This window comes from Salinibacter sp. 10B (assembly GCF_002954405.1).
In the GTDB taxonomy this organism is placed as follows: domain Bacteria; phylum Bacteroidota; class Rhodothermia; order Rhodothermales; family Salinibacteraceae; genus Salinibacter.
In genome coordinates this window covers 1796862-1822252 of record NZ_MQWC01000004.1, presented here as the reverse complement: position 1 = coordinate 1822252, position 25391 = coordinate 1796862, and the positions used below count along the sequence as shown (strand labels likewise).

General features: G+C 61.8%; 19 protein-coding genes. 10 read left to right on the top strand and 9 right to left on the bottom strand.

The window, feature by feature from the left end; all coding sequences use genetic code 11:
- Nucleotides 1–35: 35 nt before the first annotated feature.
- Both purQ and BSZ35_RS07645 read right to left on the bottom strand, forming a co-directional pair.
- Entirely contained in the window at nucleotides 36–749 is a 714-nt protein-coding gene (gene purQ / locus BSZ35_RS07650; protein WP_105011882.1) for a phosphoribosylformylglycinamidine synthase subunit PurQ, read from the bottom strand.
- A gap of 194 nt (nucleotides 750–943) precedes the next feature.
- Nucleotides 944–2476, bottom strand: coding sequence for an acyl-CoA dehydrogenase family protein (locus BSZ35_RS07645; protein ID WP_105011881.1), 1533 nt, complete (start codon nucleotides 2474–2476; stop codon nucleotides 944–946).
- 370 nt (nucleotides 2477–2846) lie between these two features.
- Here BSZ35_RS07645 and BSZ35_RS07640 point away from each other — a divergent pair, with 370 nt between their 5' ends.
- On the top strand, nucleotides 2847–5582 hold the full coding sequence (locus BSZ35_RS07640; protein ID WP_105011880.1) for a PVC-type heme-binding CxxCH protein: 2736 nt from the start codon (nucleotides 2847–2849) through the stop codon (nucleotides 5580–5582).
- A 105-nt stretch (nucleotides 5583–5687) separates the two neighbouring features.
- Here the strand turns inward: BSZ35_RS07640 and BSZ35_RS07635 are convergent, their stop codons facing one another.
- Both BSZ35_RS07635 and BSZ35_RS07630 read right to left on the bottom strand, forming a co-directional pair.
- Complete coding sequence (locus BSZ35_RS07635; protein WP_105011879.1) at nucleotides 5688–6215, bottom strand: single-stranded DNA-binding protein; 528 nt, start codon at nucleotides 6213–6215, stop codon at nucleotides 5688–5690.
- Between the two features lie 504 nt (nucleotides 6216–6719).
- The gene (locus tag BSZ35_RS07630; RefSeq protein ID WP_105011878.1) at nucleotides 6720–7535 is read right to left on the bottom strand and encodes an alpha/beta hydrolase; all 816 of its coding nucleotides are present in this window, start codon (nucleotides 7533–7535) and stop codon (nucleotides 6720–6722) included.
- Between the two features lie 500 nt (nucleotides 7536–8035).
- Here BSZ35_RS07630 and BSZ35_RS20200 point away from each other — a divergent pair, with 500 nt between their 5' ends.
- The 3 genes from BSZ35_RS20200 (at nucleotide 8036) to udk (ending at nucleotide 10058) form a co-directional block, all read left to right on the top strand.
- A complete protein-coding gene (locus tag BSZ35_RS20200) occupies nucleotides 8036–8377 on the top strand; it encodes a YtxH domain-containing protein (RefSeq protein WP_105011877.1) in 342 nt (113 codons plus the stop codon).
- 74 nt (nucleotides 8378–8451) lie between these two features.
- On the top strand, nucleotides 8452–9276 hold the full coding sequence (yaaA, locus tag BSZ35_RS07620; RefSeq protein ID WP_105011876.1) for a peroxide stress protein YaaA: 825 nt from the start codon (nucleotides 8452–8454) through the stop codon (nucleotides 9274–9276).
- Nucleotides 9277–9422: 146 nt separating this feature from the next.
- Nucleotides 9423–10058, top strand: coding sequence for a uridine kinase (gene udk / locus BSZ35_RS07615; RefSeq protein WP_105011875.1), 636 nt, complete (start codon nucleotides 9423–9425; stop codon nucleotides 10056–10058).
- 9 nt (nucleotides 10059–10067) lie between these two features.
- Here udk and BSZ35_RS07610 read toward each other — a convergent pair whose 3' ends face one another.
- The 3 genes from BSZ35_RS07610 to BSZ35_RS07600 all read right to left on the bottom strand — a co-directional run bounded on the left by BSZ35_RS07610 (nucleotide 10068) and on the right by BSZ35_RS07600 (nucleotide 12623).
- Nucleotides 10068–10850 carry a type III pantothenate kinase gene (locus tag BSZ35_RS07610; protein ID WP_105011874.1) on the bottom strand — a complete coding sequence of 261 codons (783 nt, stop codon included), beginning with the start codon at nucleotides 10848–10850 and terminating at the stop codon, nucleotides 10068–10070.
- A 65-nt stretch (nucleotides 10851–10915) separates the two neighbouring features.
- Nucleotides 10916–11716, bottom strand: a complete 801-nt coding sequence (locus BSZ35_RS07605) for a biotin--[acetyl-CoA-carboxylase] ligase (protein ID WP_105011873.1) — start codon at nucleotides 11714–11716, stop codon at nucleotides 10916–10918.
- Nucleotides 11717–11843: 127 nt separating this feature from the next.
- The gene (locus BSZ35_RS07600; protein ID WP_258096130.1) at nucleotides 11844–12623 is read right to left on the bottom strand and encodes a hypothetical protein; all 780 of its coding nucleotides are present in this window, start codon (nucleotides 12621–12623) and stop codon (nucleotides 11844–11846) included.
- Nucleotides 12624–12905: 282 nt separating this feature from the next.
- On the opposite strand from BSZ35_RS07600, the gene BSZ35_RS07595 reads away from it, so the two are divergent.
- The 5 genes from BSZ35_RS07595 (at nucleotide 12906) to BSZ35_RS07575 (ending at nucleotide 17258) form a co-directional block, all read left to right on the top strand.
- Nucleotides 12906–13742 (top strand): inositol monophosphatase family protein, encoded by an 837-nt coding sequence (locus tag BSZ35_RS07595; protein WP_105011871.1) that lies wholly within the window; start codon nucleotides 12906–12908, stop codon nucleotides 13740–13742.
- Between the two features lie 87 nt (nucleotides 13743–13829).
- Nucleotides 13830–14669 (top strand): enoyl-ACP reductase, encoded by an 840-nt coding sequence (locus tag BSZ35_RS07590; protein ID WP_105011870.1) that lies wholly within the window; start codon nucleotides 13830–13832, stop codon nucleotides 14667–14669.
- 53 nt (nucleotides 14670–14722) lie between these two features.
- On the top strand, nucleotides 14723–15475 hold the full coding sequence (locus tag BSZ35_RS07585) for an HAD family hydrolase (protein ID WP_105011869.1): 753 nt from the start codon (nucleotides 14723–14725) through the stop codon (nucleotides 15473–15475).
- A 131-nt stretch (nucleotides 15476–15606) separates the two neighbouring features.
- Nucleotides 15607–16440 carry a L,D-transpeptidase family protein gene (locus tag BSZ35_RS07580; RefSeq protein WP_181149234.1) on the top strand — a complete coding sequence of 278 codons (834 nt, stop codon included), beginning with the start codon at nucleotides 15607–15609 and terminating at the stop codon, nucleotides 16438–16440.
- A 95-nt stretch (nucleotides 16441–16535) separates the two neighbouring features.
- Nucleotides 16536–17258, top strand: a complete 723-nt coding sequence (locus BSZ35_RS07575) for a TonB family protein (protein WP_105011868.1) — start codon at nucleotides 16536–16538, stop codon at nucleotides 17256–17258.
- Nucleotides 17259–17489: 231 nt separating this feature from the next.
- On the opposite strand, the gene crcB is transcribed toward BSZ35_RS07575, so the two are convergent.
- Nucleotides 17490–17870: a fluoride efflux transporter CrcB gene (crcB, locus tag BSZ35_RS07570; RefSeq protein WP_105011867.1), complete on the bottom strand. Its 381-nt coding sequence runs from the start codon at nucleotides 17868–17870 to the stop codon at nucleotides 17490–17492.
- A gap of 354 nt (nucleotides 17871–18224) precedes the next feature.
- Nucleotides 18225–20705 (bottom strand): primosomal protein N', encoded by a 2481-nt coding sequence (priA, locus tag BSZ35_RS07565; RefSeq protein WP_258096129.1) that lies wholly within the window; start codon nucleotides 20703–20705, stop codon nucleotides 18225–18227.
- A gap of 604 nt (nucleotides 20706–21309) precedes the next feature.
- Here priA and BSZ35_RS07560 point away from each other — a divergent pair.
- Nucleotides 21310–25326, top strand: coding sequence for an ATP-binding protein (locus BSZ35_RS07560; RefSeq protein WP_181149233.1), 4017 nt, complete (start codon nucleotides 21310–21312; stop codon nucleotides 25324–25326).
- Nucleotides 25327–25391 lie beyond the last annotated feature (65 nt).

Sequence of the window (25391 nt, the reverse complement as noted above, 5' to 3'; positions counted from 1 at the left end):
TCACGCAATACGCATCACGCGATACGTACCGTACCTCACGCAACCGCGTGCTCGGCCTCCACGTGCTCGATGAGCGACTGGAAGAGAAAGCGCCCGTCCGTGCCGCCGATCATTGCTTCAACGCAGCGCTCGGGGTGGGGCATGAGGCCGCAGACGTTTCCCTCCTCGTTGATGAGGCCCCCGATGTTGCGCACCGAGCCGTTCGGGTTGGCGTCATTTGTGAGGTCGCCGTCGGGCGTGCTGTAGCGGAAGAGGATCTGGTTGTTGGTCTCCAACTGATCTAGCACGTCGTCCTCCGCAAAGTACCGGCCCTCGCCGTGCGCCACCGGGAACGTGACGACCTGTCCGGCCTGCAGTGCCCCGGTGAACGGGGTCTCAGCATTTTCCACGCGGAGTGTCGCCGGCTTGCTTACAAAACGGAGCGACTCGTTGCGCAGGAGGGTGCCCGGCAACAGTCCAGCTTCGCACAAAATCTGAAAGCCGTTGCAAATGCCGAGCACGAGCCCGCCCTCGTTGGCAAACCGCACCACGTCCTGCATGATGGGCGAGAAGCGGGCGATGGCACCGGACCGCAGGTAGTCGCCGTACGAGAATCCGCCGGGCACGATCACGACATCCACGTCCCCGACGCTTTCCTCCTCATGCCAGATAAAACGGGCGTCCTGTTCACAGACGTGTTTGGCGGCGTGGTAGGCGTCGTGGTCGCAGTTCGACCCAGGGAAGACGACAACTCCGAAACGGACGGGCATGGGAGAAAGAAGTTGAGTGGATGAAAAGGGGACAGATGGTTGTGCCGCGGCTGTCCTACTCACGGGAACGTATTGCGTATTTCGTGACCGGTGCGGGTAAGAAATTACGCAACACGCAATACGTACCGCCGATGAAAAATCGAAGGCGACCAAGAAAGGGAAATTGGCTGCTCGGTCGGGAGAACGTGTCTCCGTTACGCCTTCACAAAATCAATCCAGGCACTGCCCTCTACGTAATCCTCGATGACCGTTGCGGGCTCGTCGTTGCGGTAGGTGGTCAGTAGGCCCTGCGCGTTTTTGCGAAAGACCTGGAGACAGTTCGAAATCAGATCACTGCGGAAGCCACGATCACCGAGTTCGATTACCATCTCCATTGTCACCACGCGCCCAAGGATGCGCCCGAGTTCCACGAGCTTGCGTTGCGGTAGCGATTGGTCAACCTCGAAGTTGAGGGAGTCGTTGAAATACTCTACCGCCCGGGCGGTGAGGTCGTGATCGGCAAGGAAGGAGCGCAGGTTTCTCTCCTTCATTTGCCGCATCGACTTGAGGACGGACTCTGAAATCTGCTGGTAGAGCACGTCGTTCGAGCCCTCGAAGATTTGAAAGGGGCGGCTGTCGACGACCGAGCGCCCGGCCACGTGGTCGAGCCGGTAGCCTTTGCCGCCCATCAACTGGAGGAGCGACTGTGAGGCGTCCTGCATGAGGTCGGTGACGACCGCCTTGATGGAGTTGGCCGTCAGCGTGGCGCCGGCCAAGTTGTTCTCCGTGCCCGCATGCTCACTTGTGTGGAGGCACATGGCCGAGCACGCCGTGAACGCCGCCTGGATCTCTGCGATGCGGCGCTCCACCTGGTCGTAGTCGAGGAGCGGCTTCCCTCCGACGAAGCGTTTCTTACAGTGCTCCAGGGCCTCGTCGAGCATGCGTTGCAGGAATCCCATGCCCATGCCCGGAAACTCGATGCGGCTGCGATGCAGCGTATCCAGCATCATCTTGATGCCGGTGCTTTCGGGTTGGAGGCGGTGCTCCTCCGGCACCCGGATGTCCACGTTGTTGCGCCCGTATGGGATCATGTAGAGGCCGAGGTTTTCGTAGAACTCCTCGACTTCGACCATCTGCTCGGACTGGTTCATGTCCGCCACGAAAAAATCGATGTCCCGTCCAAGGTCGCCGTTTTTGCCTTGTCGGCGGGCCGTGATCAGCCAGAAGTCCGCCCAGCCGGTGAGGCCGGCCCAGTGCTTTGTGCCCTCCACATGATAGGTCCCGTTCTCCTTGGTGTAGGAGGTTTTCATGTTGAGGGCATCGGTGCCATAGTCGGGCTCGGTGATCATGAGCCCGCCCATGTTTTTGTCCTCAATGAAACGCTCGAACACCGGGCCTTTAATGGCCTCGTGCCCGTATTTGGTGAGGGGCTGCAGAAAGAGCGCGCCATTGATGCCGAGGGTGAGCGAGAGCGCGAGCGACTCGTAGGAGGCGGTGGCAAGAATGGCCTGGCACTCGTGGACGTGTCCTCCCCGTCCGCCGTACTCCTCCGGAATAAAGACCGAGAGAGGGGTGAGCGACTGAATCTCGCGCATCACAAAGGGCGGAAGCCCCCGCTGCGTACTTAATTCGTTGAAGTCGGCCCGCTGGGAAAAGACGGTGCGCAGCTTCTCGCGAAAGGCGTCCCGGAACGTTTCAAACTCGACCGAGGCACCAAGCTCTTCGGACAAATACGAGGCAATGCTCATGACACGGGGAGGGTCTCAGCGAAACAGCAGGGCTACGGGGTCCCGCAGGGAATAAACCGTAGCCGTCGATTGTGTAGGTGCTGCCGTAACGGGCGAGAACAATAAAAGATCAAGCGTGCGTCGGGGATCTGCAAACGAAACTGAAACAAATTGGCAATACGAACACGGAGAATGACAGCTCGGAAAGAAACCGGGCGGCCCGGTGGGGGAAGTCCCGACGCAGGCGAGGAAGGAAAAGAGGAGGGATCAATACTGAGAATGATGATTTTACCGGGCCGACTCAAGTTTGACGGGTACGGGGGCTTCCGTTGGGGGAATCCGCTCACTTGAGGACGGTCCTCTTTTCCCTGCATTGACGACTCCTTCTCCTTTGACTCGTTTCCACCACTTCTTCTCGATCGCGCTCATCGTTGTTGGAGGGGCGGTCTGCCTGCCCGTTCAGGCTCAGGTGCCATCCGAGGCGCGTCCCATCGATCTCTCTACGAACGAGGTAGAGCAAAAAACGCGCCTGGTACAAGGGGCGGAGGGGCTGACGCTTTCGCTTTTCGCTGCCCCCCCGGAAGTCAACTACCCCGCTGCCATCACCGCAACCCCACAGGGGAATCTGTTCGTCGGGGTAGATCGAAACGGCTCGCTGGACCGCAAGCCAGGCCGCGGCGAGATTCTGAAAGTACTGGATACCGACAACGACGGGCAGGCCGACCATTACTCGGTGTTCGTTGACAGCCTGGACAGCCCCCGCGGCCTCGTCTACGACGGGAACACCCTGTACGTGATGCACCCGCCGACGCTCACGGCCTTCACGGATACGGATGGCGACGGGGTAGCGGATCGTCGCAAGACCCTGGTAGACGGACTGGGTTTTGGGCTCGACTTTCGGGGGGCAGACCACACCACCAACGGCATGCAGATGGGCATTGACGGGTGGCTCTACGTTTCCGTCGGCGACTACGGCTTTTTGAACGCGACCGGGACGGATGGACGGCAGATCAGCAACCGAGGGGGCGGAATCGTTCGCGTGCGGCCGGACGGATCGGAGTTGGAAATCTATGCGACGGGGCTCCGCAATTCCTATGACATCGCCCTCAATCCCACGCTTGACGGGTTTGTGCGCGGGAATACGAACGACGGGTACCGGTGGCGCACGCGCCTGCAACACGTGGTGCCGCAGGCCCACTTCGGGTACCCAAGCCAGTTTCACCACTTCGCCGATGAGGTGAAACCGCCCCTGGCGGACTACGGGGGAGGGTCGGGCACCGGGGCTCTTTACGTGGATGCTCCCGGACTGCCCGATTCGCTTCAGCAGTCGCTCTACACCGTCGATTGGGGACGGAGCGCGGTTTTCCGACACCAGCTCACGGCGCAGGGCGCGAGCTACGAGCCGACGCAGGAGCTTGTTCTGCGGATGCCCCAGCCGACCGACCTGACGATCGACGGACGCTCGAATCTCTATGTGAGCAGTTGGATGGGGGCAAGCTTTACGTACGCCGGGGAGGATGTGGGCTTTATCGTTCGACTAGGCCGGAAGGATGCTGATCCGCCGAGGGTTCCTCATTTTCAGGAGGCGAGCACGAAGCAGTTGCTGACGGTGCTTGCGGGGGAGCACAGTCGTCTTCGTTTGCATGCCCAGCGGGAGCTGTTGCGTCGATCCCCCACCCCGGATGCGGTCGAAGAGGTGGCGGCCCTGGCCCGAGAAGACGGGCCGACGGACGTACGGGTAGCGGCGCTTTTTACGCTGAAACAGTGGCAAGGAGCCGACAGCCACGCGGTGCTCATGGAGCTCACAGGGGATCCGGAACTTCGCGAATTTGCCCTTCGCGCCCTTGCTGACCGACGGCCGCAGACCGATGCCGTGTCGACGGCGCCGTTCGTCAAGGCGCTTTCTGCTGAGGATCCACGGGTGCGTCTTCACGCCGTGAATGGATTGGCTCGGCTAGGGGCTTCGGGCGCGGCAGGCGACATCGTGCCACTTGTGGCCGATCCCGATCGTACGGTCTCGCACGTGGCCGTGCGGACGCTGGTTGAGCTTGAGGCCGTGTCGGCTGCCCTCCGGGCTGTGCGACACGGCTCGCCCGGCCTCATTCGGGGCGGAATGAAGGTGCTCGTGCGATTGCATCGGGACGAGACGGTCGAGGGACTGCGGAAGGTGCTGGACCGCACGCCGGATCCCTTCACGCGGCGGCAAGTGATTGGAGGGCTGGCACGCCTCTACCACAAGGAGGCGGCGACATGGACGGAGGACGATTGGTGGGGGACGACCCCGAGCCCACGCGGTCCGTATCATGAACCGGTTGAGTGGGCCGGAAGCGATCGCATACGACCACTGCTTCGCACGGCCCTTCTTGACAGTGAAGGCTACGAGTACCGGCGTCGCGTTCAGCTGGTTGAGCGTAATCGGGTCGTACCGGATGGCGCGGCCGGGCTTCTGACGGTGGCCTCCGACAGTGTGCGGGCACAGGCCGTTGACGCTCTTCTCGGCAATGCGCGGGTGACAGAAGACATGCTGCCATCCCTCGACACTCTCGCGGGCCAGTCTTTTGCCCTCCAGCGTGCCGTCACCGATCTACTGACGGTTCAGCGCAAATTGCCGGCGGCCAGCGTGTCTCTGCTCGGGGAGGCAGCGCGTGAGACTGCCCTTCGGCCAACGGCACGGGCAGACGCCCTCCGGACGCTTGCGAGCCTTTTGGGAAAGGAAACGCGAGCGGACGTGACGACCGTTTATGCTCGCGTGCTCAATGAGGGGGGGCATTCTGCTCCGGTTGCCGAGGCCATTCGCGACTACGTGGGAGGGGGGGCGCACGGAGAGCAGGCCAATTGGTATGCGGAGAAGGCCGCTGCGGGAACAGCGTCCGAGCGAAAGCTGGCCTTTGCGATCCTTCTTCATCTCGCCAATACCGATGAGATCGACGAGTCTGCGCAAACGGTCGTCCAGACGGCCATTCAGGACGGGTGGAACGATCCGGTGCAGTCTGCGTCGCTCCTCTGGGCAATTGGATACACACAAATGGAGGGCTATGCCGCGCAGGTGCGCCAGCACCTGGAAGATGGACGCACTGCAGACGTAAAAGCGGCGGCGCAATACGCGGCCAACCGGCTTGGGCTGTAGAGTGCCGCCGTCATCGGGGCGAAAGCAGAACACGCCGAAGGGGCGACCGGCCGTCCGGGGCGCTCCTTCGGCGTTCCACTGGGGGCAAAACGTCGGGGAGGTGAGCTAGAACGGGAGTTCATCGTCCGGCTCGAACGTTTCCTCGTCGTTCCCGCCGGATTGTCCTCCGCCAGATTGTCCTCCCTGGCCGGATTGCTTCGGACCCGGTCCGGCCGGTTGCTGTTGAGGGGGGCGCTGATCGAAGTCGTCGTCCTGGTAGCCCTGCTCCTGATCGAAGCCGCCGTCTGGGGCGCCCTGCCGGTTGCTGTCGAGGAACATCATCTCGCGGGCCTTCACCTCGGTGGTGTAGCGAGTGTTGCCGTCGCGATCTTCCCAGGAGCGCGTCTGGAGGGAGCCTTCGAAGTAGACCTGCGACCCCTTGTCCAGGTATTCGTTGCAGACCTCGCCGAGTCGTCCCCAGGCCACGACGTTGTGCCACTCCGTTTTCTGGACTTCTTCGCCGTCGCGGTTGGTGTACGATTCGTTCGTGGCCAGCCGCATGTTGCAGACGGCCGTGCCGCTGCCGGTGTATCGCAGTTCGGGCTCCTGCCCGAGGTTGCCAATGAGGATGACTTTGTTGACACCGCGTGCCATGGTACTAAGCGTAGTTAGGAAAGGGAGTGCAATTGAGGGCGATGCCTCTGTTGCCTGTACGGATACGTCTCAGAACGGAAGTGTATCCCTGGTCCGGGATGGGAAAGGAGAAGAGCAGGGACGACGTCTCGGTCGAGACGTCATTGCGCCGTTCGTCCCCATAGACACTTGAGGCAGGAAAATATAACGTGAAGCTTAAAGAGGCTTCATCTCGCTGGCGTACGGAGGCGGGAGACATAAAGATGCCGGACAGGCGCGCTCACCCAGAGGACGCACCTGCCCGGCCGAAACGGAGGCCCCCGTGGTGCTACAGGTCCCCGGGGACAGTGTGAACCCAAAATCAGGCTCACCACCGTGGTCGTACGAGCGGCAACAGGTGTGCCAGTCGTCGATAGATGGGGCGTGACGTCCCATACTTCGGAGCCCCCCATCGAGCGGCGTGGGCTGCTCCACACAGGTGTTGGGGGTAGTGGACATCCACGGGCCCGTCTTTGCCATCCGAGGTTATCGGTTGGAGGGCGACGGGGCGTGGGTCAACTCGGCCCGTTCGCTCAGAAAGTCGAGCGTCAGGTTGTTGAACGCCTCCGGGTGTTCAATCATAGGGGCATGCCCACACTCCTCGATGAAGTGAAGACGGGCATTGGGCATCCGATCACGAAATTCCTCGGCCACATCCGGGGGCGTGATGACATCGTCCTGACCCCAAATCAGGAGCGTCGGCATCTCGAGTTCAGAAAGCTGATCGGTCACCGTTTCCTCGTCGGCCGAGCGAGCAATCTTGAGCAGCCGGAGGGCGCGGGGGCGATCGTTCACGATCGCAAACATTTCGTCGACCAGCTCCTCGGTGGCGTGCTCCGGGTCGTAGAAGGTCATCTCGGTGCGTTCACGGATGAACTCCCGATCCTGCCGCTTGAAGAAGGTGGTCCCCATGGTCGTTTCGTAGATGCCGGACGAGCCGGACAGGACCATCGCTTCTACGCGATTCGGGTGGTCAAGGGCGTAGAGCAGAGCGATGTGTCCTCCCAGAGAGTTGCCCACGAGAATTGTGCGATCGAGGCCCATGGCCTCCACAAACTCGTGCACGTGCTGGGTGAGGCGGGGCACGCCCGTTTCCGAAATCGGAAAGTCGTATACCGGGATAATCGGAGCCAAGACCCGATATCCATTGTTGGAAAGACGATCCACCGTATCGACCCAATTGCTCAGGTCACCCAGCATGCCGTGCAAAAGCACGATGGGGGGCACTGGGGAATCCTTCGGCCCTTCGTCGTTATACTGAAAGTCACCCGTCTCGTGGACGGGAAAAGGAGTGTCATGCATGAAAGGACGCGTCGTCAGTGGGAGCCGGCGGTGCGGCACCGATCTGCCGGGCTCGTACGGCGACACGAGGCGTTACAGGAACTGTCCCCAAGGCCGGAGCAGTGTGGAGGCGGCATCCGACAATGCAAGGAGGCAGGCCTGTTCGCTCGTGGCGAGGCGTACGAGGCGCCAAAACAGATCCGTGCACGGCTACGAAGCTCGAGGCTTCAGTAAGCAGTACGGAAAGGACTCGTACATTTCGCGTGAGCATGTTGCAAGAAACGTACGAGGTCGGTAACATTCAAAGCGGTTCCGTCGAAAGATACGTCAAGCCGTGCGATTCCCTTCTCCCTCGCGTGGGGGAGGTGCTTTCTCGGTCCGGAGGGCATCCCCGAGAAAGAGCAGCGATGCTTCTTGCAGATTGCGACGGTCCCGACTGCAACGAGAAACCGGATTCTACTCGCTCGGTACGTTTAGAGGTATGTTTCACGGGCTCTTTCGTCCAATACCATACGACCTCCATGGAGAATACGTCACGAAAACGCACCGTACACGTCGGGCTATGGAGTGCCCTGGCCGGGGGCGCCCTCGGGTTTACGCTCGGAATGATGTTCGCGCCCCAGCGCGGCCCCGATACGCGTCGCCGGCTCGCCTACCAGCTTGAGCACTTGGCCGCCCAGACAGAAGACCTCCTCCGTCGCTTTCTGGAATCAGCCCCGAAAGGGGGAGCCGACCAGTCGGGAGAGGAACTTGTGGCTGATGCACAGGCCCGGGCCGACCACATTCGCGACGACATTGACGCCCTGCTAGAAGAGCTTCGAAAGCAGAGCGCTGCGTCGGCAAAAAATGGTGATACCGACTAACGCTGTTGCTCCCGCGTGTCAACGGCACCCCTCTACTCCATTACTCGCACGTCTACTGATCGCCTCCCGCCTACATGCCGAACCTCACTGTTCTTCTGTCTCCGGCCGATCGCAAGCAACCCGGAGGCAATCCCTTCGCCCCAGACATGTTCGATTACCGAACGTCCGGGACGTTTAACTATTTTGATGACCTCAATCCGGAGCGTCGAGAGCTCATCGATACGTTGCAAGAGGTGATTGACGAAGAAGAAGAGGACGCCCTTGCGGACCTGTTTGGGCTTGAGGGCTACGAGCTCGAAGAGGCCGTTCGGGTCAACTCCGAGATTTATGACGCTCCGCTCATGTCGGCTCTCGACCGGTATAGTCCCGGCGTCATGTACGCCGCCATGGATTTTGCGAATCTCCCGACGGGAGCGCAGCGCCGCCTTTTGGAAAACGGGGTCATTTTGTCGGGCCTCTTCGGGCTGCTCCGGCCCGACGATCTCATTCCGAACTACCAGCTCGGAATGAAAGCGTCGATTCCGGACCTTGGACCGGTCGCTGATTATTGGCGGCCGGTGGTGAGTCCCATCCTCAACGATAGCCTCGAAGACCGTTGGGTGTGGGACCTGTTGCCTGAGGTGCACCGCAATGCGTGGACCGATGAGCACACCTACGAGGCGCGGGTGGAGGTGACCTTCGAGCGTGAGGAAGAAGGGGAACGCGTGGAGATTACCGGCGAGGACTTGGAGGTGCAACGCGGGCAATTCGTAAACTTCATCGTGCAGGAGACCGCCGAGGAGATGGAGGATCTGCGCGAGTGGGCGGAGGAGGAGTCGGACGACCTTTCGTTCGATGAGGCGGCCTCTACCTACGACGAGGAGACGAAGACGTGGTCGATCGTAATGGTGCAGGAATAGGGCTCCTCACGCTTGCAGTGGGCACTGACGAGACTGCAGAGTCTGCCGGCTGTTGTTCGTCGGCGTTGCCTGTGTCGAGTCGCTAGCCCCGGGCGGCCGAGCACGCCCATGGACATTTTTGCCTCATCCCCAGCGCGCGCATAGTTATGGATTTGCCGGTTGTCATTGGCATTGCGGGCGGGTCGGGGTCTGGAAAAACCACGGTGCTGGAACAGATCATTGAGGAGTTTGGCGCCGATCCAATAGCCGTCCTCGACCACGACGCGTACTATCAGGACCTGTCCCATCTTCCCCCGGAGGAGCGGGGGCAATTCAATTTTGATCATCCCGACGCGCTGGAAACGAACCTGATGCGCGAGCACCTTGATCGCCTCATTGCGGGAGAGGCTGTTGAAAAGCCGGTGTACGATTTTACCACCCACACGCGCCGAGAGGAAACGGAGACCGTGGAGCCGCGGCCTGTTATCATCATCGAAGGCATTCTGGTGCTGGCTGAGGCGCTGCTGGAAGAGCGGATGGACATCCGGATTTTTGTAGACGCGGCGGACGACATTCGGCTCATGCGCCGCATTCGCCGGGACCTTGAGGAACGGGATCGTTCCATCGAGGGAATCCTAGAGCAGTACGAGCGCACCGTGCGCCCCATGCACCTCGAATTTGTGGAGCCCTCAAAGCGGGAGGCCGACGTGATTATCCCGCGTGGGGGGCACAACCGCGTGGCCATTCAGATGGTGATGTCCCGAATTCAGGATTTGCTCTCGGGGGTAGAGCAGGAAGCGTAGGCGCGCTCATCAGTCCACGGCCCCGGTTCCCAGAATGCGAATGCCCTCCAGGACGAGATGAGGGGCGGTGTGGTCGACGCGGTCGAGGTGAGGAGCTAGAAGTGCGCTCCATCCGCCCGTCAGAATGATGCGGGGCGGGTCCGGAAGGGAGGTTGAAAGACGAGAAATCATTCCGCGTACGCCGTCGACCAGTCCCCACATGATGCCACTTTGCAGGGCGGACTGGGTGGACTGTCCCACTAGGTCTTCGGGCAGCGAGAGGGGCACCTCCGGGAGCTGGGCCGTGTCCCTTTGCAGGGCGTTGCGGACGAGGGCGGGGCCGGCCCCAATCACGCCGCCCTGGTAGATGCCGTCGCGATGGATGACTTCACACGTCACCGCGGTGCCCGCGTCTACGACGAGTATGCTCTGGGGGGACGAGGCCGACCGGCCGTACTGTACCCATCCTGCCGCAGCTGCCGCCAATCGATCGGCGCCCAGCGTGTCGGGCGTTTCATACGTCATCGTGAATGGAAGGGGCATGTTGGGGCGGATCCGTGCGATCGGGGCCTGTGTGAGGCGTTCAAGGGCCTCTGTCAGGACACGGGCGGTGGAGGGGACGACCGAGGCAAGGCCAATCTGCTGAATGGAGGCCGTGCGAAGGTGGGGGCGCAGGGCGCGCGTCCAGGCGTCGGCGTCAGAGGCAGGGAGGTCCTCCTCATTCGTCGATACCGTGAAGACGTGGACGAGCTCAGTGTCGTTGAACAGGCCGCCCTTGACGGCGCTGTTTCCAATGTCGAGCGCGAGAAGCATGCCCGAGTGCGAATTCGTGGGGGAGGCGTGTTTGTGCTCCACGATGGGGAGCCTGGGGGAGGCAGTTATGCTTCCCGTCGTGTCGTTACGTCCCCTGCGTGGACGACTTTTGGGCCGTCGGCAGTGTCGAGGCGAAGCGCCCCCGTGTTGGTGATGCCGCGGACCACGCCGGATACCGTACGACCTGTGTCCGGCACTTGGAAGGTCACTGGGTCATCGTGTTGGGTGAGGCGCTTGTGGAAGGCGTTGCGCACGGACGGGTCATCCCCGGCCTGTATGGCGTCGTACCGGACTTCCAGTCGATCCAAGAGGCGAGCAAACAGAGGAGCACGTGGTACGGCGCGGCCCGTCGTGAGGCGGAGCGACGTTGCCGTTTCGGCAAGGTCCTTGCCGAAGTGCGTCTGGTTTACGTTGAGGCCCACCCCGAGAATCACGACCTCGGCGTTTTGGGGCGACGAAATAGATGATTCCAGAAGCATACCGCACGTCTTTCGCCCCTCAAGCAATACGTCGTTTGGCCATTTGAGGGCAGCCCGATGAGGCGATACGAAGGCATCGATCGCCTCCGCTACCGCCACGCTGGCTGCCACAGTGATGAGCCCCAACCGGTCGGCGTCCAGCGCCGGACGGAGGACGACCGAAAACATGAGGTTCTGTCCCTTCTCCGCGTTCCAGGTACGACCGTGCCGGCCACGCCCCTCCGACTGGTACTCCGTAACAATCACGCTTCCCTCCGACGCGCCGTTGCGGGCCCAATCGGCGGCCTCCGTGTTGGTGGAGCCCACCGTTTTGAACCCGCGCATCGACTGCCCGAAGCGGTCGGTGTCGAGCATCGTCTGCACGTCATTGACGAGCGGAAGTGGCATTGGGGAACATCGTCGGTGGATAGAAGCGAGATAAAACCAGCATTTTCCGGATCGTTTCCATGCAGCATACGATGCCACACGGAAGGTAGGAGCGAGGGGGCAGAGCCCTTCGTTGAGCCGGTGCCGCTCACGCCGGGGACGACTCGTACGCGTAGTAGTCCGACGCCGTACGGAACTGGCGGGGCGTACGGAATGGGACGTCCACCAGGGCGCGAACCCGAGTCACGTGCGGCACCCATTGCCCGTCGGGCGCACGCCGAAGACGCACGCTCATCCGGCTGTTTTCCTCAAAGAGCAGCACTCGACCGGCGCGCACCATCCGGAGCCCAATCAGCTCGCGCGTGCCGCGATGCAGCACGAGGCGCACGTACCGCACACTTTGATCACGTCCCGTTCCTTGGTTCCGAGCGAAGGCTTCGAGCAGGTACACCGGCGTTTTCCCTCGGAGCGTGTCGGCACGCAGGGCGTACCGGTAGCCCTCTCGGGTGCGAGGCTCGATGAAGGCCGGCTCGTCGGAGAGCACCTGCTCGGCTACGTTGCTGGGACGAGCCGTGGGCGTCTGGGCCGGGGTCGACCATTCCAGAATTCCGCCGCTTCGGAACGTGCCCATCGAGTCGCGTTCCTGAATGGTACCCTGTCCACTACCAGGGGGGTAGCGAAGCACGTACGACTGCATTGCCGTGACGGCCCCGGAGGGATCCATCTGTTCGGTGCGCACGGAGCGCGTGACGGCGTACTCGTTCAGGGCCGTGAAGGCCGAGTCGAAGGCCGTCCGGCGCATTGAGGACAGTACGGCGAGTGCCGAGTCGCGATCAACAGTGGTCGCGATCGTATCGGCAGGCAGAAACGGAGAGGTCGGGCGAGGCGATGAGGAGCAGCCGAGAAGGCTGCCCGAAAGAAGGAGCATCGCCACGAGGATGTGTAAAGAACGAGCGTGTTCGGACCGTGGCGGATGCATCACTGGCCGTCGATTTATATGTTTGGACGCAGCACATCCGGGTCGCCCCCACGATATAAGGGGGAGGAAAAGAATCAATGGACCTCCGTGGTTGCGACAGACCGGGATGTACCGCTAGCCAGAACCGGACCAAAAGTTTCGGTTTCCCAAACCGGCTTCGTGAAGTCTTCGCCCCTGTCGGCACAGCACGCCGATTTTCGATCCTCGGACGAATGACACTCCGCCTTGCGCATGAACCAACCTGTACACAATTCGCCGTATGACGCTGTGCTCGAAGTGGCCGTGGCGGCGGCCCGGCGCGGGGCGGCGGTCATCCGAGAATATGTGGGGCAACACCACCGGGTGCGTGCGAAGACCACGAACGACTTCGTGACCGAAGCCGACGAAGCGGCGCAGGAGGCGATCCTGGAAACGCTCAATGACGCGACCCCAGAGGTCCCGGTGCTCGCGGAAGAGGGATCCGGGCCGGATGCATATTCCGAGTCCGTAGACGGGCGGCGCTGGATCGTGGACCCAATTGACGGCACGACAAACTTCATGCATCAGGTTCCCCCCTACGCCGTCAGTATCGCGCTGCAGGAGGACGATGCTCTGGTGAGTGGGGTTGTGCTCGACGTTTCGCACGACGAACTCTTTACTGCTGTGGCGGGACACGGCCTGCAGCGGAACGGAGCCCCTGCAGGCGTGTCAGACACATCTGACTTTTCGGATGCGTTTTTGGCGACGGGCTTTCCGTACCGCCGCTTTGAGCATACCGAGCAGTACCTGGACGTGCTGGGGACGATCCTGAGGGACGCACGAAGTGTGCGTCGGCACGGGGCGGCGGCCGTCGATCTGGCGTGGTTGGCCTGTGGACGGTTCGATGGCTTCTTTGAAACGGGACTGTCGCCCTGGGACGTGGCGGCGGGCATTGTGCTCGTACGGGAGGGCGGGGGGCGGATTACCGACTACCGCGACGACGGCAGCGGCCTCGCGCCCCTCTTCGATCAGCAAGTCTGTGCGACCAACGGCTCGGTGCATCGCTCTCTCCTCGCCCATCTGTCTTCCATGAAGGACGTGCGACTGTAGAGGGAGTCCCCGTCGGGGCCCGAGCCCATATTTTCACGACCGACCCGCAATTCGTCTTTCAACTTTCTAAGCGACCAATTTTCTACCATGGCTGGACACGATCTGCTCGACGGAAAGACCGGCGTTATCTTCGGGGCCCTCAACGAGGAAAGCATTGCCTGGTCCATTGCGCAGGCCTGCGATCGGGAGGGTGCGGACTTTGTGCTCTCGAATGCCCCCGTCGCTCGCCGCTTCGGGGATCTCGACGAACTGGCCGACGAGACCGGGAGCTCCATCATCTGGGCCGACGCCACCGACGAGGAGGAGATCGCGGCGCTCTTCGAAGAAGTCAAGGACGAGTACGGACAGATCGACTTCATCGTCCACTCCATCGGCATGGGCGTGAATGTACGGAAGGACGTGCCGTACGAAGATCTCAACTACAACTGGTATGAGCAGACGCTCGACGTCTCGGCCGTGAGCCTGCATCGCATCGTCAAGCATGCGCTCGACACTGAGGCCATTGCCGACGGCGGGTCCATTCTGGCCATGACCTACATCGGCGCGCAGCGCATCTTTTCGAAGTACTCGGAGATGGGCGACGCCAAGGCGCTGCTGGAAAGCATCGTCCGCTCGTTCGGCTACCGGCTGGGCGAGCGCGACATTCGCATCAATGCGATTTCGCAGAGCCCGACGAAGACCACAGCCGGGTCCGGCATTGAGGGCTTCGACGCGATGTATGAGTTTGCCGAGCGTGTGTCGCCCCTCGGCAACGCCAGCGCCGACGAGTGTGCCGACTACGCCGTGACGCTCCTCAGCGACCTCACGCGCATGGTTACCATGCAGACGCTCTATCACGACGGGGGCTTCTCCAGCATGGGCATCTCTGACCAGATTGTGGAGGCAATGGAGGATTCCTTTGCGGAGGAAGTGGAAGAGGAAGAGTAACGTCGTCCCGGCAGGACGACTCCGCGCTTTGATGATCTGTCATTCCCGTCTTCATGATCAAGCTTTTCGTCACCGACATTGACGGCTGCCTGGCCCAACCCTATACCGGATATGACTTGGAGGGACTGGCGGCGCTCCAGCGCCATGCGGCCGAGGCCGGGCGGCCTACGGCCGAGCACCCGACCCCTGCCGTGTCGATCTGCTCCGGACGGCCCTATCCCTACGTTGAGGCGATGACACAGGCGCTGGACCTGACGGTCCCGGTGCTGTTTGAGGGGGGCGGCGGGCGCTTCGATCCGGTCGAGGCCCAGACGACCTGGAATCCCCGGTTTACCGACGAGATCGCGACGGAGGTCGAAGAGGTGCACCACTGGTTCGTGACCGAGTGCATTCCCGGCAGCAAGATGTCGATCGATCATGCCAAGCGGACGCAGGCCGGCATCATCTCTCCCGACCCTGACGAGATCGTAGAGGCGCGCGCGGAGACGGAGCGATTCGTAGAGGCGCGCGTGCCGGACCTTCGCGTCTTCTCGACGGATGTGTCCGTCGACGTGGTGCCGCCGGGCATCACGAAGCGGAACGGCCTGGAGTGGCTGACCGAGCATCTGGGGGTTGAAATGGCGGAGGTGGCCTATATCGGCGACACCGATTCCGATCTTGGTGCCCTTTCTGCGGTCGGTACGTCCTTTGCCCCGGCCAACGCCGACGAGGAGGTGCTCAAAGCTGTGGATCACGTTACCGATGGCACGGTGCTCGACGGGACGTTGGAGGCGTACCAGCACTGCCTCGACCTGAACGAAGGATGACGGCAGCGGCGTTCAAACTTCCTTTTGCAGCGAGAAGTCCCTATCTTGCTTGTGGGAGGGCATTCCCATACGCTAGAAATTGAGCTTTGGCAACAAATACTGTTACCGTATTGCACGCAGCACTCTTCGTCATGGCCCCTGCTTTTTGGATTCGCACAACCGGCGTTTTTCTCCTTGGCCTAGCGATGATGGGAGTCGGGCGTCCCGCTTCTGCGCAGCGATCGGTGGCGACGGCTCCAGAGGAGGCGCGCGCGACGTCGCCATTTCAAAATGCTGCCCTGGTGGGGGCAGAAGAGACAGACATCGCCTCCCTTGCGCACGTCGTGGGAAGCGGGGCCACCCTGTACAACCGCTCCGATTCCACGGCGCCCGTCATGCAGTTGCCCATTCGCACGCCCCTTCGTCGTCTTGGGTGCGAACAGAACTGGTGCCGCGTGCGAACCGACGGCGGGCGCACCGGCTACGTGCCCGCTCCGGCATTGTCCAACGTCTGGATCCGAATTTCAAAGGCAGAAGGACAGCTGCACGTGTATCGCGGGCCGCGCCTCGTTGAGACCTACAAGATGGACATCGGGTACAACACGTACGCCGACAAGATTCGACGGGGGTCCCCCGACCGACGAGATCACTGGCGTACACCGGAGGGGCCGTTCTACGTCGTCGCCAAAAAACCACAGAGCGAATTTTACAAGGCGCTCGTTCTCAACTATCCTACTACCGCCGACGCCGAGCGGGGGCTGAAGCAGGGGCTCATCTCCCAAAGCGAGTATGAGGCCATTGTGCAGGCCCAAGAACGGGCACAGATGCCACCGATGAATACCAAACTCGGAGGCTGGATCGAAATTCACGGCGAAGGAACCGGGGGGGAGACCAACTGGACGCAGGGCTGCGTTGCTGTGGAGAATCAGGTCATGAATACGCTCTGGACCATTGTGGAGGTCGGCACGCCCGTACTGATTGAGTAGTTACAACCGTTGCTGACGACCCATTGCGACCGGCCCGACGATGGTTGGCCGCTCGGCGTTGTCATTCGATCTACTACCACTGATTCTATACGCTCATGGTTGCACCACGCTGGATTGTCCCCACACTCATCGGCCTTTTTCTTGCCCTTGCTGGATGTGGGGGCGGCGGTGGAAATCCTGCCGCGCCGCCCTCGGGCTGGGAGGGCAACCAGGCCCGCATGTGGAAGCAAGGCGTTGATACGTCTCAGGTCTTTCAAAACATGCAGAGCCTGTCGAAAATGGGCATTCTCGACGAAGAGTTTGCTTTGAGTGGGGGCTCGATTACCCAGGAACAGTTTCAAAAAGCCGTTAAGCGGAGCTTGGTGGAGCTCTATCGAAGCAATCCCACCATTGTTGACTCTCTCTTTGAGACGTATGCTGTGCCGGAGCTCGAAAATGTGGAGCTGGGCAGCGATGCCGTTCAGGGTGGCAAGCTTAAGCAGAAGCTGCTCGATAAGCACAAGTCCGCGGCTTTCAAGGCCATCGACGAGCATTACGAGCAGCCGGCCATTCAAGAGGGCATCACCGGCCTTCCGTACCCGGACAGTCTCCGCACTGAGGAGAACAGCGGGGATGTGGAAATTCAACTCCACGTGACGGCGAGCGGGCAGGTCGACGCCGTAGAGGTTATTGACGGCACGCACCCCATCCTCGACGCCATCGTCATGAAGGCGGCCACGCAGACGAAGTGGAACCCGGCCTACGTGACGGAAGACGGTCAGCAGACGGCGCATCCCGGGTGGGGCCGCCTGTCGACTACATTTCCCGCTCCGCGCTAGTGGGACGGGGGGGGCAGGTCGGGTAGAACGCTGGCTTGTGGATTGTGCTCAGGCTGCTGAATGCCGTACGCAACACAGCGTGTAATTCAGCACCCGACCCCCCCCAGCGTGCCTGCTACTAGTCGAGACCGGAGTTGACGGTTTGCGTACCGAGTCTTGTTGAGATTCGGAGCAATAGAGCCGAGGCCTAGCGGATTCAATCCGTTGGGCTTCGGCTTTTTTTTGTGGCGGCTACAGACCGAGGAGCCAGGCGCTACACGCACGTCCTACGGCCACTAGGACGAGGCCACAGGCGAGACTTCCCACAGCATTGGCGAGGCCCAGCAGGCCGTGGCCGCTGCTCCAGAGGGCCATTGTGTCGAGGCTGAACGTGGAGAAGGTCGTGAATGACCCGAGAAAGCCAACGACGAGAAAGAACCGTGCGCGCTCGGCTCCACTCAGCGCTCCGAAGAGCGGCACCGTCATGCCGATAAGCAGGCATCCGAGCAGGTTGACCGTCCAGGTACCCCAGGGAAACGGATGCTCGACCAGCGAGGCGACGAGGCGGCCGGCGCCGTAGCGGGCGAGTGCGCCACAGGCACCGCCGAGGGCAACGAATACGACGGGGGGCATAGGACGGAGTAGATGGATGAGACAAAAGCCTTCGCGCTATACTGACAGGGAATCGCAGGATTGTTCGCCAATTAGAACGAGTGGGGCTATTAAAAACGAAGGTTCAGCGTTTCGAAGTAATACTGTCTTCGGAGGATCGATGGGCTTTTGCCCCCCTTCTCCTCCATTCAAAACGGAAGTCCGTCACGAAGCGCGCTGCGTGACCCATTGGTTCCGAAACTCTTCCGGCAAAGTGCATACCCATTCTCGGCAGCAGGTATCAGATGCACAATGATCTTCGGTAAGCCGTATTATTTCGAGGTCTCAATTTCCTTCAACTCTCTGCATCCACGTCTTCCACGAACACTATTCGTCTTAGAGTAGTCCCAGTGCATCCATGTCGATGGCCACGTGGTAGCCGTTGGGGGGCGTTCCCTCGGCTTTGCGGGAACGGCGGAGAGCTGTTTGGAGCGGCTGGGCCCCGCCGCTTCGTGACTTGAGCAGGGTACGGTAGCGGTGTTGCTTCTGCACGCGCTGGATAAAGGCGGGCTCCGGTCCCATCACCTCGACCGGGCCGGCGTGAGTGCGAAGCGTGGTGGTCCAGTTCACTGCCAGACGCTCCACGCGATCCTCCTGTGGCCCTCGAAATTCGACCGTCGCTACGTGCCCGAACGGGGGATAGCCTAACTGACGGCGTTCGGCGAGGGCCTCTTCGGCAAAGCCCTCGTAGTCGTGTGACGTAGCGTACCGGATGGCAGAGTGGTCGGGATTGCGCGTTTGTAGGATCACCTCGCCCTGAAGGTCGGCTCGGCCCGCTCGCCCCGCCACCTGGGTAAGAAGCTGGAACGTGCGCTCCTCGGCCCGAAAGTCGGGAAAGAGGAGGCCCACGTCCGCGTCCACCACCCCCACGAGCGTCACGCGGCTGAAGTCGAGTCCCTTCGCAATCATCTGCGTGCCGAGCAGGATGTCGGCACCGTTGCGAAATCGTCGCAGGATCTGATGGTGCCCATGCTTCTGGCTCGTGGTGTCCCGATCCATGCGGAGGACGGTGGCTTCGGGCACGACCGATTCCAGTTCGTTCTCCACCCGCTGCGTGCCCACGCCGATCTGGCTGATGTCATGGCCGCCACACTGTGGGCACTGGCGGGGGACCTGCGCGGCATGGCCACAGTAGTGACAGCGGAGTTGTCCGCGTCCGCCGCCCCGGTGCAGCGTCAGGGTTACGGAGCAGTCGTCGCAGTGCGGGGCCCATCCACAGTCTTCGCACTCCAGCACCGGAGCAAAGCCGCGGCGGTTTTGGAGGAGAATGGTTTGCTCATTCCGTTCCACTCGTTGTCGGATCGCGTTGCGCAGCGGGTCGGCGAGGGCCCCGTCAAGTTGATGTTTCTTGCGCTGCACGGTGAGGTCGAGCACCCGCACCTCCGGCAGCGTGGCGGTGCGGCCCGACGAGTCGGGCACCCGCTCTGGCAAGGGCAGGCGCTCGTACTTGCCCCAGCGCGCGTTCATCGTGCTCTCTAGGCTGGGAGTGGCCGAGCCCAGAACGCAGACTGCCTCGTTGAGGTGGGCCCGCATCACGGCCACATCCCGGGCGTGGTAGCGCGGCGCTGGGTCGAACTGCTTGTACGAGGTTTCGTGCTCTTCGTCGACGACAATGAGGCCAAGGTCGTCGAGTGGGGCCAGGACGGCGGAGCGCGGGCCGATGGCGATCCGGGCCCGACCGGTGCGCAACTGCCGCCATGCGTCGTAGCGCTCCCCCATACTCATCTGCGAGTGCAGGACGGCGATCTGGTCGCCAAAGTGAGAACGGAAGCGCTGCACCGTTTGCGGGGTAAGGGCGATCTCGGGAACGAGGATGATGCCGCTGCGACCCTGTTTCAGCACGGCCATGAGGGCACGGATGTAGACTTCCGTTTTGCCGCTGCCGGTGATGCCGTGAAGCAAAAACGTCCCGTAGCGATGAGCGTCGACGGCGTCGGTGATTGCGTTGAGGGCGTCCTGCTGGTCCGCCATCAAATCGTGGTCGGGGGGCGGCTCCGGGTCGGGGAGGTCGTCGAGGGGAGAGCGCATCACCTCTTTATCGACCTTTTCGATCATGCCCTTGTCCACGAGGCTGCGGATGGTGGAGTAGGAGGCATCGGCGCGCTCGACCACGTCGGCCTGACGCGGTTCGGCCACGCCTTCTTCTCGGAAGCCCGCGAGAGCACGAATGACGGCCTGCTGTTTGTGGCCGCGTAGCTGCTCGATCAGATCGGCGGCGGCCTCGCGGTGCTGAAACGCCGGGGCGAATCGCAGGTGGGTCTCCGTCTTGGCACTGACTGCTTCGTCGGAGAGGGTCGTTTCGACCTCGATCACATCGTCTGCGGCCATGCGGCGGATAAGACTCAGCGGCACGGCGGGACCGAGCCGCTTGCGGACAGCGGAGAGAGTGGTGGTGGGGTGCTCGTGCAAATCTTGGAGGACGAGACGTCCCACGTCGTGCCCAGTCCAGTCGCCGGGATCAGCGTTGGTGCGACGAATCTTGCGCTGGCTTTCGACGGTGGTACCGGCGGGAAGGGCGGTTTTGAGCGCTTCGCCCCAGCTACAAACGTAGTAGTCGGCAATCCACTTTGTAAGGTCGAGCAACTCCGACGTGCAGGCAGGCACGTCGTCTAGTACGTCAATAACGTCCTTAACCTGGAAGTCGAGCGTGTCGGCGGGCGGCCCCTCTTCCACAATCACGCCGGTCAGGCGCCGGTTGCGAAGAGGGACGAGTACGCGGCAGCCCACCTGTGCCGCATCGGTCATGGGATCGGGGAGGTGGTACGTGTAGGCCCGGTCGAGTGGGATGGGCAGGACGACATTAACGGTCAATGGCACGAGGCACAATTCGAGAAAGAAGATGCGTTTCTGGATCCGCAGCCGAAAACCCAAGGCTATGGTCCAAAAATGACTGTCATTCTCGAATTGGCCGTCGAAGGCGCCGTTCCCTCTTGCAAAAAATGGTCGGACGAGAGTGGGCTACCTATGGGGAGCACGCCCTCCTGAATGTTTTTTTTATTTCTGTTTTAAGCTTAATTTTTTACATGCTCCTCAGCCTTTTGCCTCTACTGGGGGAGGGTTCCCGTGCGTTTGGATTCGTTTGGAGAAGCACCACGCGCCCCTCTTAGGAGTTCTCCTCTGTCCGCAGCGAAGTGTCGGAGAGGTGTACTGAGTTATAATGGAGAAATTACGAAAATGGGGCTCAGTTTTACACAGTGAGGGAGAAGGTGGCGAAGAAGGCAATGGTTTTGTAGGATAAGGGCTGTCGCTCTTTCCATTGTCGTGTAGTGTCATGGTCCGTGAGGCCAGACGTCGTCGACCAACGAGGAGAGGGGAAAGCAGGAGGACTGCACTGGTCGTTGTGCTCGGGCTGTTTCTGTTGCCCGTTCTCTTACCGACCCCGTCTTGGGGTCAGGGGGGTCCCGATACAACGCGGGCTGAAATGTCCCGGGCCCACTTTGTCCCCGAGGCGGGACACCTTTTCCGTCGGTACGTTGATCCGGACACCTACGGGGCCCACCGTCAAAACTGGGACGCGACCCAGGATTCGAGCGGAGTCTTTTACGTCGCCAACACCGGGGGGATACTTGTCTACGACGGCCATACCTGGCAGTCGGTGCCCACAGCGAACCGGAGCATCGCGCGTTCAATTGCGGCGGATGAAGAGGGACGGGTGTACGTAGGGGCCCAGCGGGATTTTGGACGGCTTCGGCGCGATTCTGTCGGGCAGGTTCGCTACGTTTCGCTGCTGGACCACGTCCCTGAATCGCACCGGACCTTCACGGACGTGTGGCGGACTGAGACGACGAGCACGGGCGTGTACTTTCAGTCGTATCGTCGTCTTTTTCGCTGGCAGTCGGACACGAATACAATGCAGTCGTGGGCGCCCGACTCGGTGGCGTTCGATATGGGCGGGGTCGCCCGCGATACGTTCTTCGTCGGAGTGCCCGGGCGTGGCCTCATGACTGTACAGGGAGATTCTCTTCGCCGTGCGCCGGGTGGGGCCTTTTTCGCCGACAAAACCGTGTCGTACGTTACGGGGCATGAGCGGTACGGCCTGCTTGTCGGGACGCCGGAGCAAATGTTCGTGCGGGAGGGAGGGACCTTCCGGTCCCTGGAGACCACTGCTGATGACCTTCTCCGTTCGGCGTGGATCAGCAAGGTGACGACGCGCCCCGATGGGAGCATCGCGATCGGGACCATCGATAAGGGGCTGCTCTTGTTGGGTCCCGATGGCGACCTCCGGCGGCGGCTGCGGGCACGAAATCAGCCGGTACCCGGCGTATACGCTGATCGGGAGGGAGGGCTGTGGGCACTCATGGACGGAGGGCTCCTGCGCTACGACCTTGCGGCCCCATTTACGGAGTATGGAGCCTCCGTGGGTCTACACGGGGCGGTCGAGGACATTACGCGACACCGAGATACGCTGTACGCTGCCACCCTCGAGGGCACGTTCCGCCTGGAGCCGTCGGACGACTCGACGGCGACATTTTCCAGGACGGCCGTCAATACACAGAGCTGGACCCTGCTCTCGATGGGCAAAGAGTTGCTTGTCGGGACGGTGAATGGGCTCAGCGTACGGGGCCTGGACGGGACGATGCGTCCGCTTTTGGAGGCAAATCATGTATACAGTCTGCTCCGGTCGCGACGGGACTCGTCACGAGTCTATGTGGCAACCGGTCGAGGTGTGCAGACGATCACGCGCACCCAGACGGGATGGCGGGTTGGGATGCGTGTGCCGAAGCTTGATACGGAGGCGCGCACGCTTGCGGAAGCCGATAATGGCACGCTCTGGGTCGGGACGAGCTTTGATGGGGTATACCGGATTCGTATGCCCGTTGAGGGCGATTCGACCGTCGTGGACCATTTTGGTCCCGAGCATGGTCTTCCGCCGGATCGGGTCGATCCGCTGCGGTGGAACGAGCGTCTCGTCTTTGGCACGAGTACCGGTCTGATGAAATTCTCTTCTGCTCCGACGCCCCAGTTTGCCCCGATCGCGTCGGTGGAGGTCCCGCCCGCCGAGCGCAACGGCATCACGCGCCTCACGCAAGACGCACGGGGACGAACGTGGGGGGTTACGAGCCGAGGGCCGGGCCGCTGGACGCAGCGCGACACAACGTGGCAGTGGACGCCGGGGGGGCTGCATCGCCTCCAATCCCGTATGGCGAATGTGATTTGGACAGAAGATCAGGGGCGGACCCTTTGGTTTGGGATGCAGGATGAACTCATCCGGTACGTGCCCGAGGCGTCTCGTTCGCCCATGCCGCCGCGCGTGCGCATCCGGCAGGCCTCTACCCTTGAGGCAGATTCGGCGCTGTCCCTCCGAGGGCAGGCGAGCGGGCCGGTCCTACCCACTGAGCAGAACGGTCTTCGGATTCGTTATGGAACGCCGAGCCTTTCGCGTCCGGCGGCCGTCAAATATCAGTATCGACTTCGCGGACGCACGGCCGACTGGTCTTCCTGGACGCATCGGACAGAGCAGACCGTTGCAAATCTCGCAGCAGGCACGTATACCTTTGAGGTTCGTGCCCGTACGGCCTACGGGGACACAACCCAAACGGCTCGATACACGGTGTCAGTGCTCCCTCCGTGGTACCGCACCTGGTGGGCGTATGGCCTCTACGGCCTGTGTGCCCTTGGGCTTGTAGTGGGGGCCGTGCAGTGGCGTACGCGTCGCCTCCGTCAGCGACAGCGACGGCTGAAAGAAACGGTCGCCGAGCGTACGGAAGAAATCGAGTCTCAAAAACAGCAGCTGGCCGAGCAGGCTGAGCGCTTGAAGGAGTTGGATGCGGCGAAGAGTCGCTTCTTTGCCAATGTTAGTCACGAGTTTCGCACACCATTCACGCTCATTCGCGGTCCCGTACAGCAGATGCGAGATCGCCTCTCCGGACAGTCCGATGCACCGGACCCGGCGCCGCTGGCAGTGGCTGAACGCAATACCGATCGTCTCCAGCGTCTCATTGACCAGCTTCTGGATCTGTCCCGGATGGAGGCCGGCCGCTACGACCTCAACGCGCGTCCGACCGACGTGGGGGGCGCGGCGGCTCGCATTGCGCGTTCCGTTAAACCGTTGGCCGAGCGGGAGGGGCTTACACTTACGATTGAGGCGGAGAGGGAGGGGGCGGCCGAGACGGATTCACCGGTGTACGTGGACCGAGAGGCCCTGGAGCACATCCTTCGCAATTTACTCACCAATGCCATCAAATTTGCCCCCGAGGGAGGGCGGGTCACGATAACGGTGCGTCGGGCCGATGCGGAAACGAGTGTCGCCGTCTCCGATACGGGGCCCGGCATCCCTGAGCAGGAGAAGGACACCATCTTTGATCGGTTTGAACAGGCCGGATCTTCAGTTGCATCTCGCGAACGCGCGGGCGCCGGGATCGGACTGTCGTTCGTGAACGACCTTGTAGAGTTGCACGGAGGCACCATCCGGGTCGACAGCGAAGAGGGGGCGGGAGCCACCTTCACAGTATGCTTTCCCCATGGCTCCGATCATCTCCCCGACGAGCACATTACTGAGGAGAAAACGACAGAGGACAGCGGTTCGTCTTCCGCAGAGGCCTCGCCGCCGGAAGGAGCCTCGTTTCCCGAGGCGACTGGTTCCCCCAATTCCCGCTCGGAGTCCGATACCCATGATTCGCCGGTTGTCCTCGTCGTTGATGACAATGCCGACGTGCGCCGCTACGTGCGCACCGTGTTGGAGCCGGAGTACACGGTTGTCGGGGCCGCCAATGGGGCCGATGGCCTGGAAACGGCCCGTGACGTACTTCCCGACTGCATCGTGGCCGACGTAATGATGCCTGGAATGGACGGCCTTGCGATGGTGCAAGAGCTCAAACAAGAGGCAACCACCGAGTCCATCCCTGTTGTGCTTCTTACAGCCCGGGCCGAATCCGCGCACGAGCAGAAAGGACTGGAGGCGGGGGCCGACGACTATATTGCGAAACCGTTCGATGCCGATGTTCTCCGGGCTCGTGTTGCGGGTATGATTAGCGTACGTCGACGTCTTCGCCGTCGCATTCGCGAGGAGTTGCAGCACCAACGGGGGGACGGAGGGGGTTCGGCGGAGGGGGATGGAGAAAGGGGAGCCGACGACGATCCGCCGCAACTCGTGATTCCCACGGCCACGGCGAACGAGTCTGCTTTTGTGCGCGAGGTACGCGAGGCGATTGAGGAACACCTGGCCGACCCTGATTTCAGTGTCGACCAGCTAGCGAGCAGCGTGGCGGTGAGCCGGTCGACGCTTTATCGGCGACTCAAGGATCAGATTGATTGCACGCCGTCGCAGTTCATCCAAGAGGTGCGAATGGAGCATGGCGCCCGGCTGCTGCGTGAACGCGAGGGGACGATCAGCGAGGTTGCCTATGCGGTTGGCTTCAGTAGTCTCTCCTATTTCAGCCGCAGCTTTCGCAAGCACTTCGGACAGCCCCCTTCCGAGTACGTCGAGGCGGTGGGGTGAGTGGATCCATTCTCGTGTTGCGTAGAACGTGTCTCACTGGAAGACCCGCAAGCTGACGGTGGGGC

What these genes read in the sequence shown, in the direction of transcription:
- purQ (WP_105011882.1), bottom strand. Translation starts at nt 749, where the DNA reads ATGCCCGTCCGTTTCGGAGTTGTCGTCTTCCCTGGGTCGAACTGCGAC.
- BSZ35_RS07645 (WP_105011881.1), bottom strand. Translation starts at nt 2,476, where the DNA reads ATGAGCATTGCCTCGTATTTGTCCGAAGAGCTTGGTGCCTCGGTCGAG.
- BSZ35_RS07635 (WP_105011879.1), bottom strand. Translation starts at nt 6,215, where the DNA reads ATGGCACGCGGTGTCAACAAAGTCATCCTCATTGGCAACCTCGGGCAG.
- BSZ35_RS07630 (WP_105011878.1), bottom strand. Translation starts at nt 7,535, where the DNA reads ATGCATGACACTCCTTTTCCCGTCCACGAGACGGGTGACTTTCAGTAT.
- BSZ35_RS20200 (WP_105011877.1), top strand. Translation starts at nt 8,036, where the DNA reads ATGGAGAATACGTCACGAAAACGCACCGTACACGTCGGGCTATGGAGT.
- yaaA (WP_105011876.1), top strand. Translation starts at nt 8,452, where the DNA reads ATGCCGAACCTCACTGTTCTTCTGTCTCCGGCCGATCGCAAGCAACCC.
- udk (WP_105011875.1), top strand. Translation starts at nt 9,423, where the DNA reads ATGGATTTGCCGGTTGTCATTGGCATTGCGGGCGGGTCGGGGTCTGGA.
- BSZ35_RS07610 (WP_105011874.1), bottom strand. Translation starts at nt 10,850, where the DNA reads ATGCTTCTCGCGCTCGACATTGGAAACAGCGCCGTCAAGGGCGGCCTG.
- BSZ35_RS07605 (WP_105011873.1), bottom strand. Translation starts at nt 11,716, where the DNA reads ATGCCACTTCCGCTCGTCAATGACGTGCAGACGATGCTCGACACCGAC.
- BSZ35_RS07600 (WP_258096130.1), bottom strand. Translation starts at nt 12,623, where the DNA reads ATGCTCCTTCTTTCGGGCAGCCTTCTCGGCTGCTCCTCATCGCCTCGC.
- BSZ35_RS07595 (WP_105011871.1), top strand. Translation starts at nt 12,906, where the DNA reads ATGAACCAACCTGTACACAATTCGCCGTATGACGCTGTGCTCGAAGTG.
- BSZ35_RS07590 (WP_105011870.1), top strand. Translation starts at nt 13,830, where the DNA reads ATGGCTGGACACGATCTGCTCGACGGAAAGACCGGCGTTATCTTCGGG.
- BSZ35_RS07585 (WP_105011869.1), top strand. Translation starts at nt 14,723, where the DNA reads ATGATCAAGCTTTTCGTCACCGACATTGACGGCTGCCTGGCCCAACCC.
- BSZ35_RS07580 (WP_181149234.1), top strand. Translation starts at nt 15,607, where the DNA reads ATGGCCCCTGCTTTTTGGATTCGCACAACCGGCGTTTTTCTCCTTGGC.
- BSZ35_RS07575 (WP_105011868.1), top strand. Translation starts at nt 16,536, where the DNA reads ATGGTTGCACCACGCTGGATTGTCCCCACACTCATCGGCCTTTTTCTT.
- crcB (WP_105011867.1), bottom strand. Translation starts at nt 17,870, where the DNA reads ATGCCCCCCGTCGTATTCGTTGCCCTCGGCGGTGCCTGTGGCGCACTC.
- BSZ35_RS07560 (WP_181149233.1), top strand. Translation starts at nt 21,310, where the DNA reads ATGTCCCGGGCCCACTTTGTCCCCGAGGCGGGACACCTTTTCCGTCGG.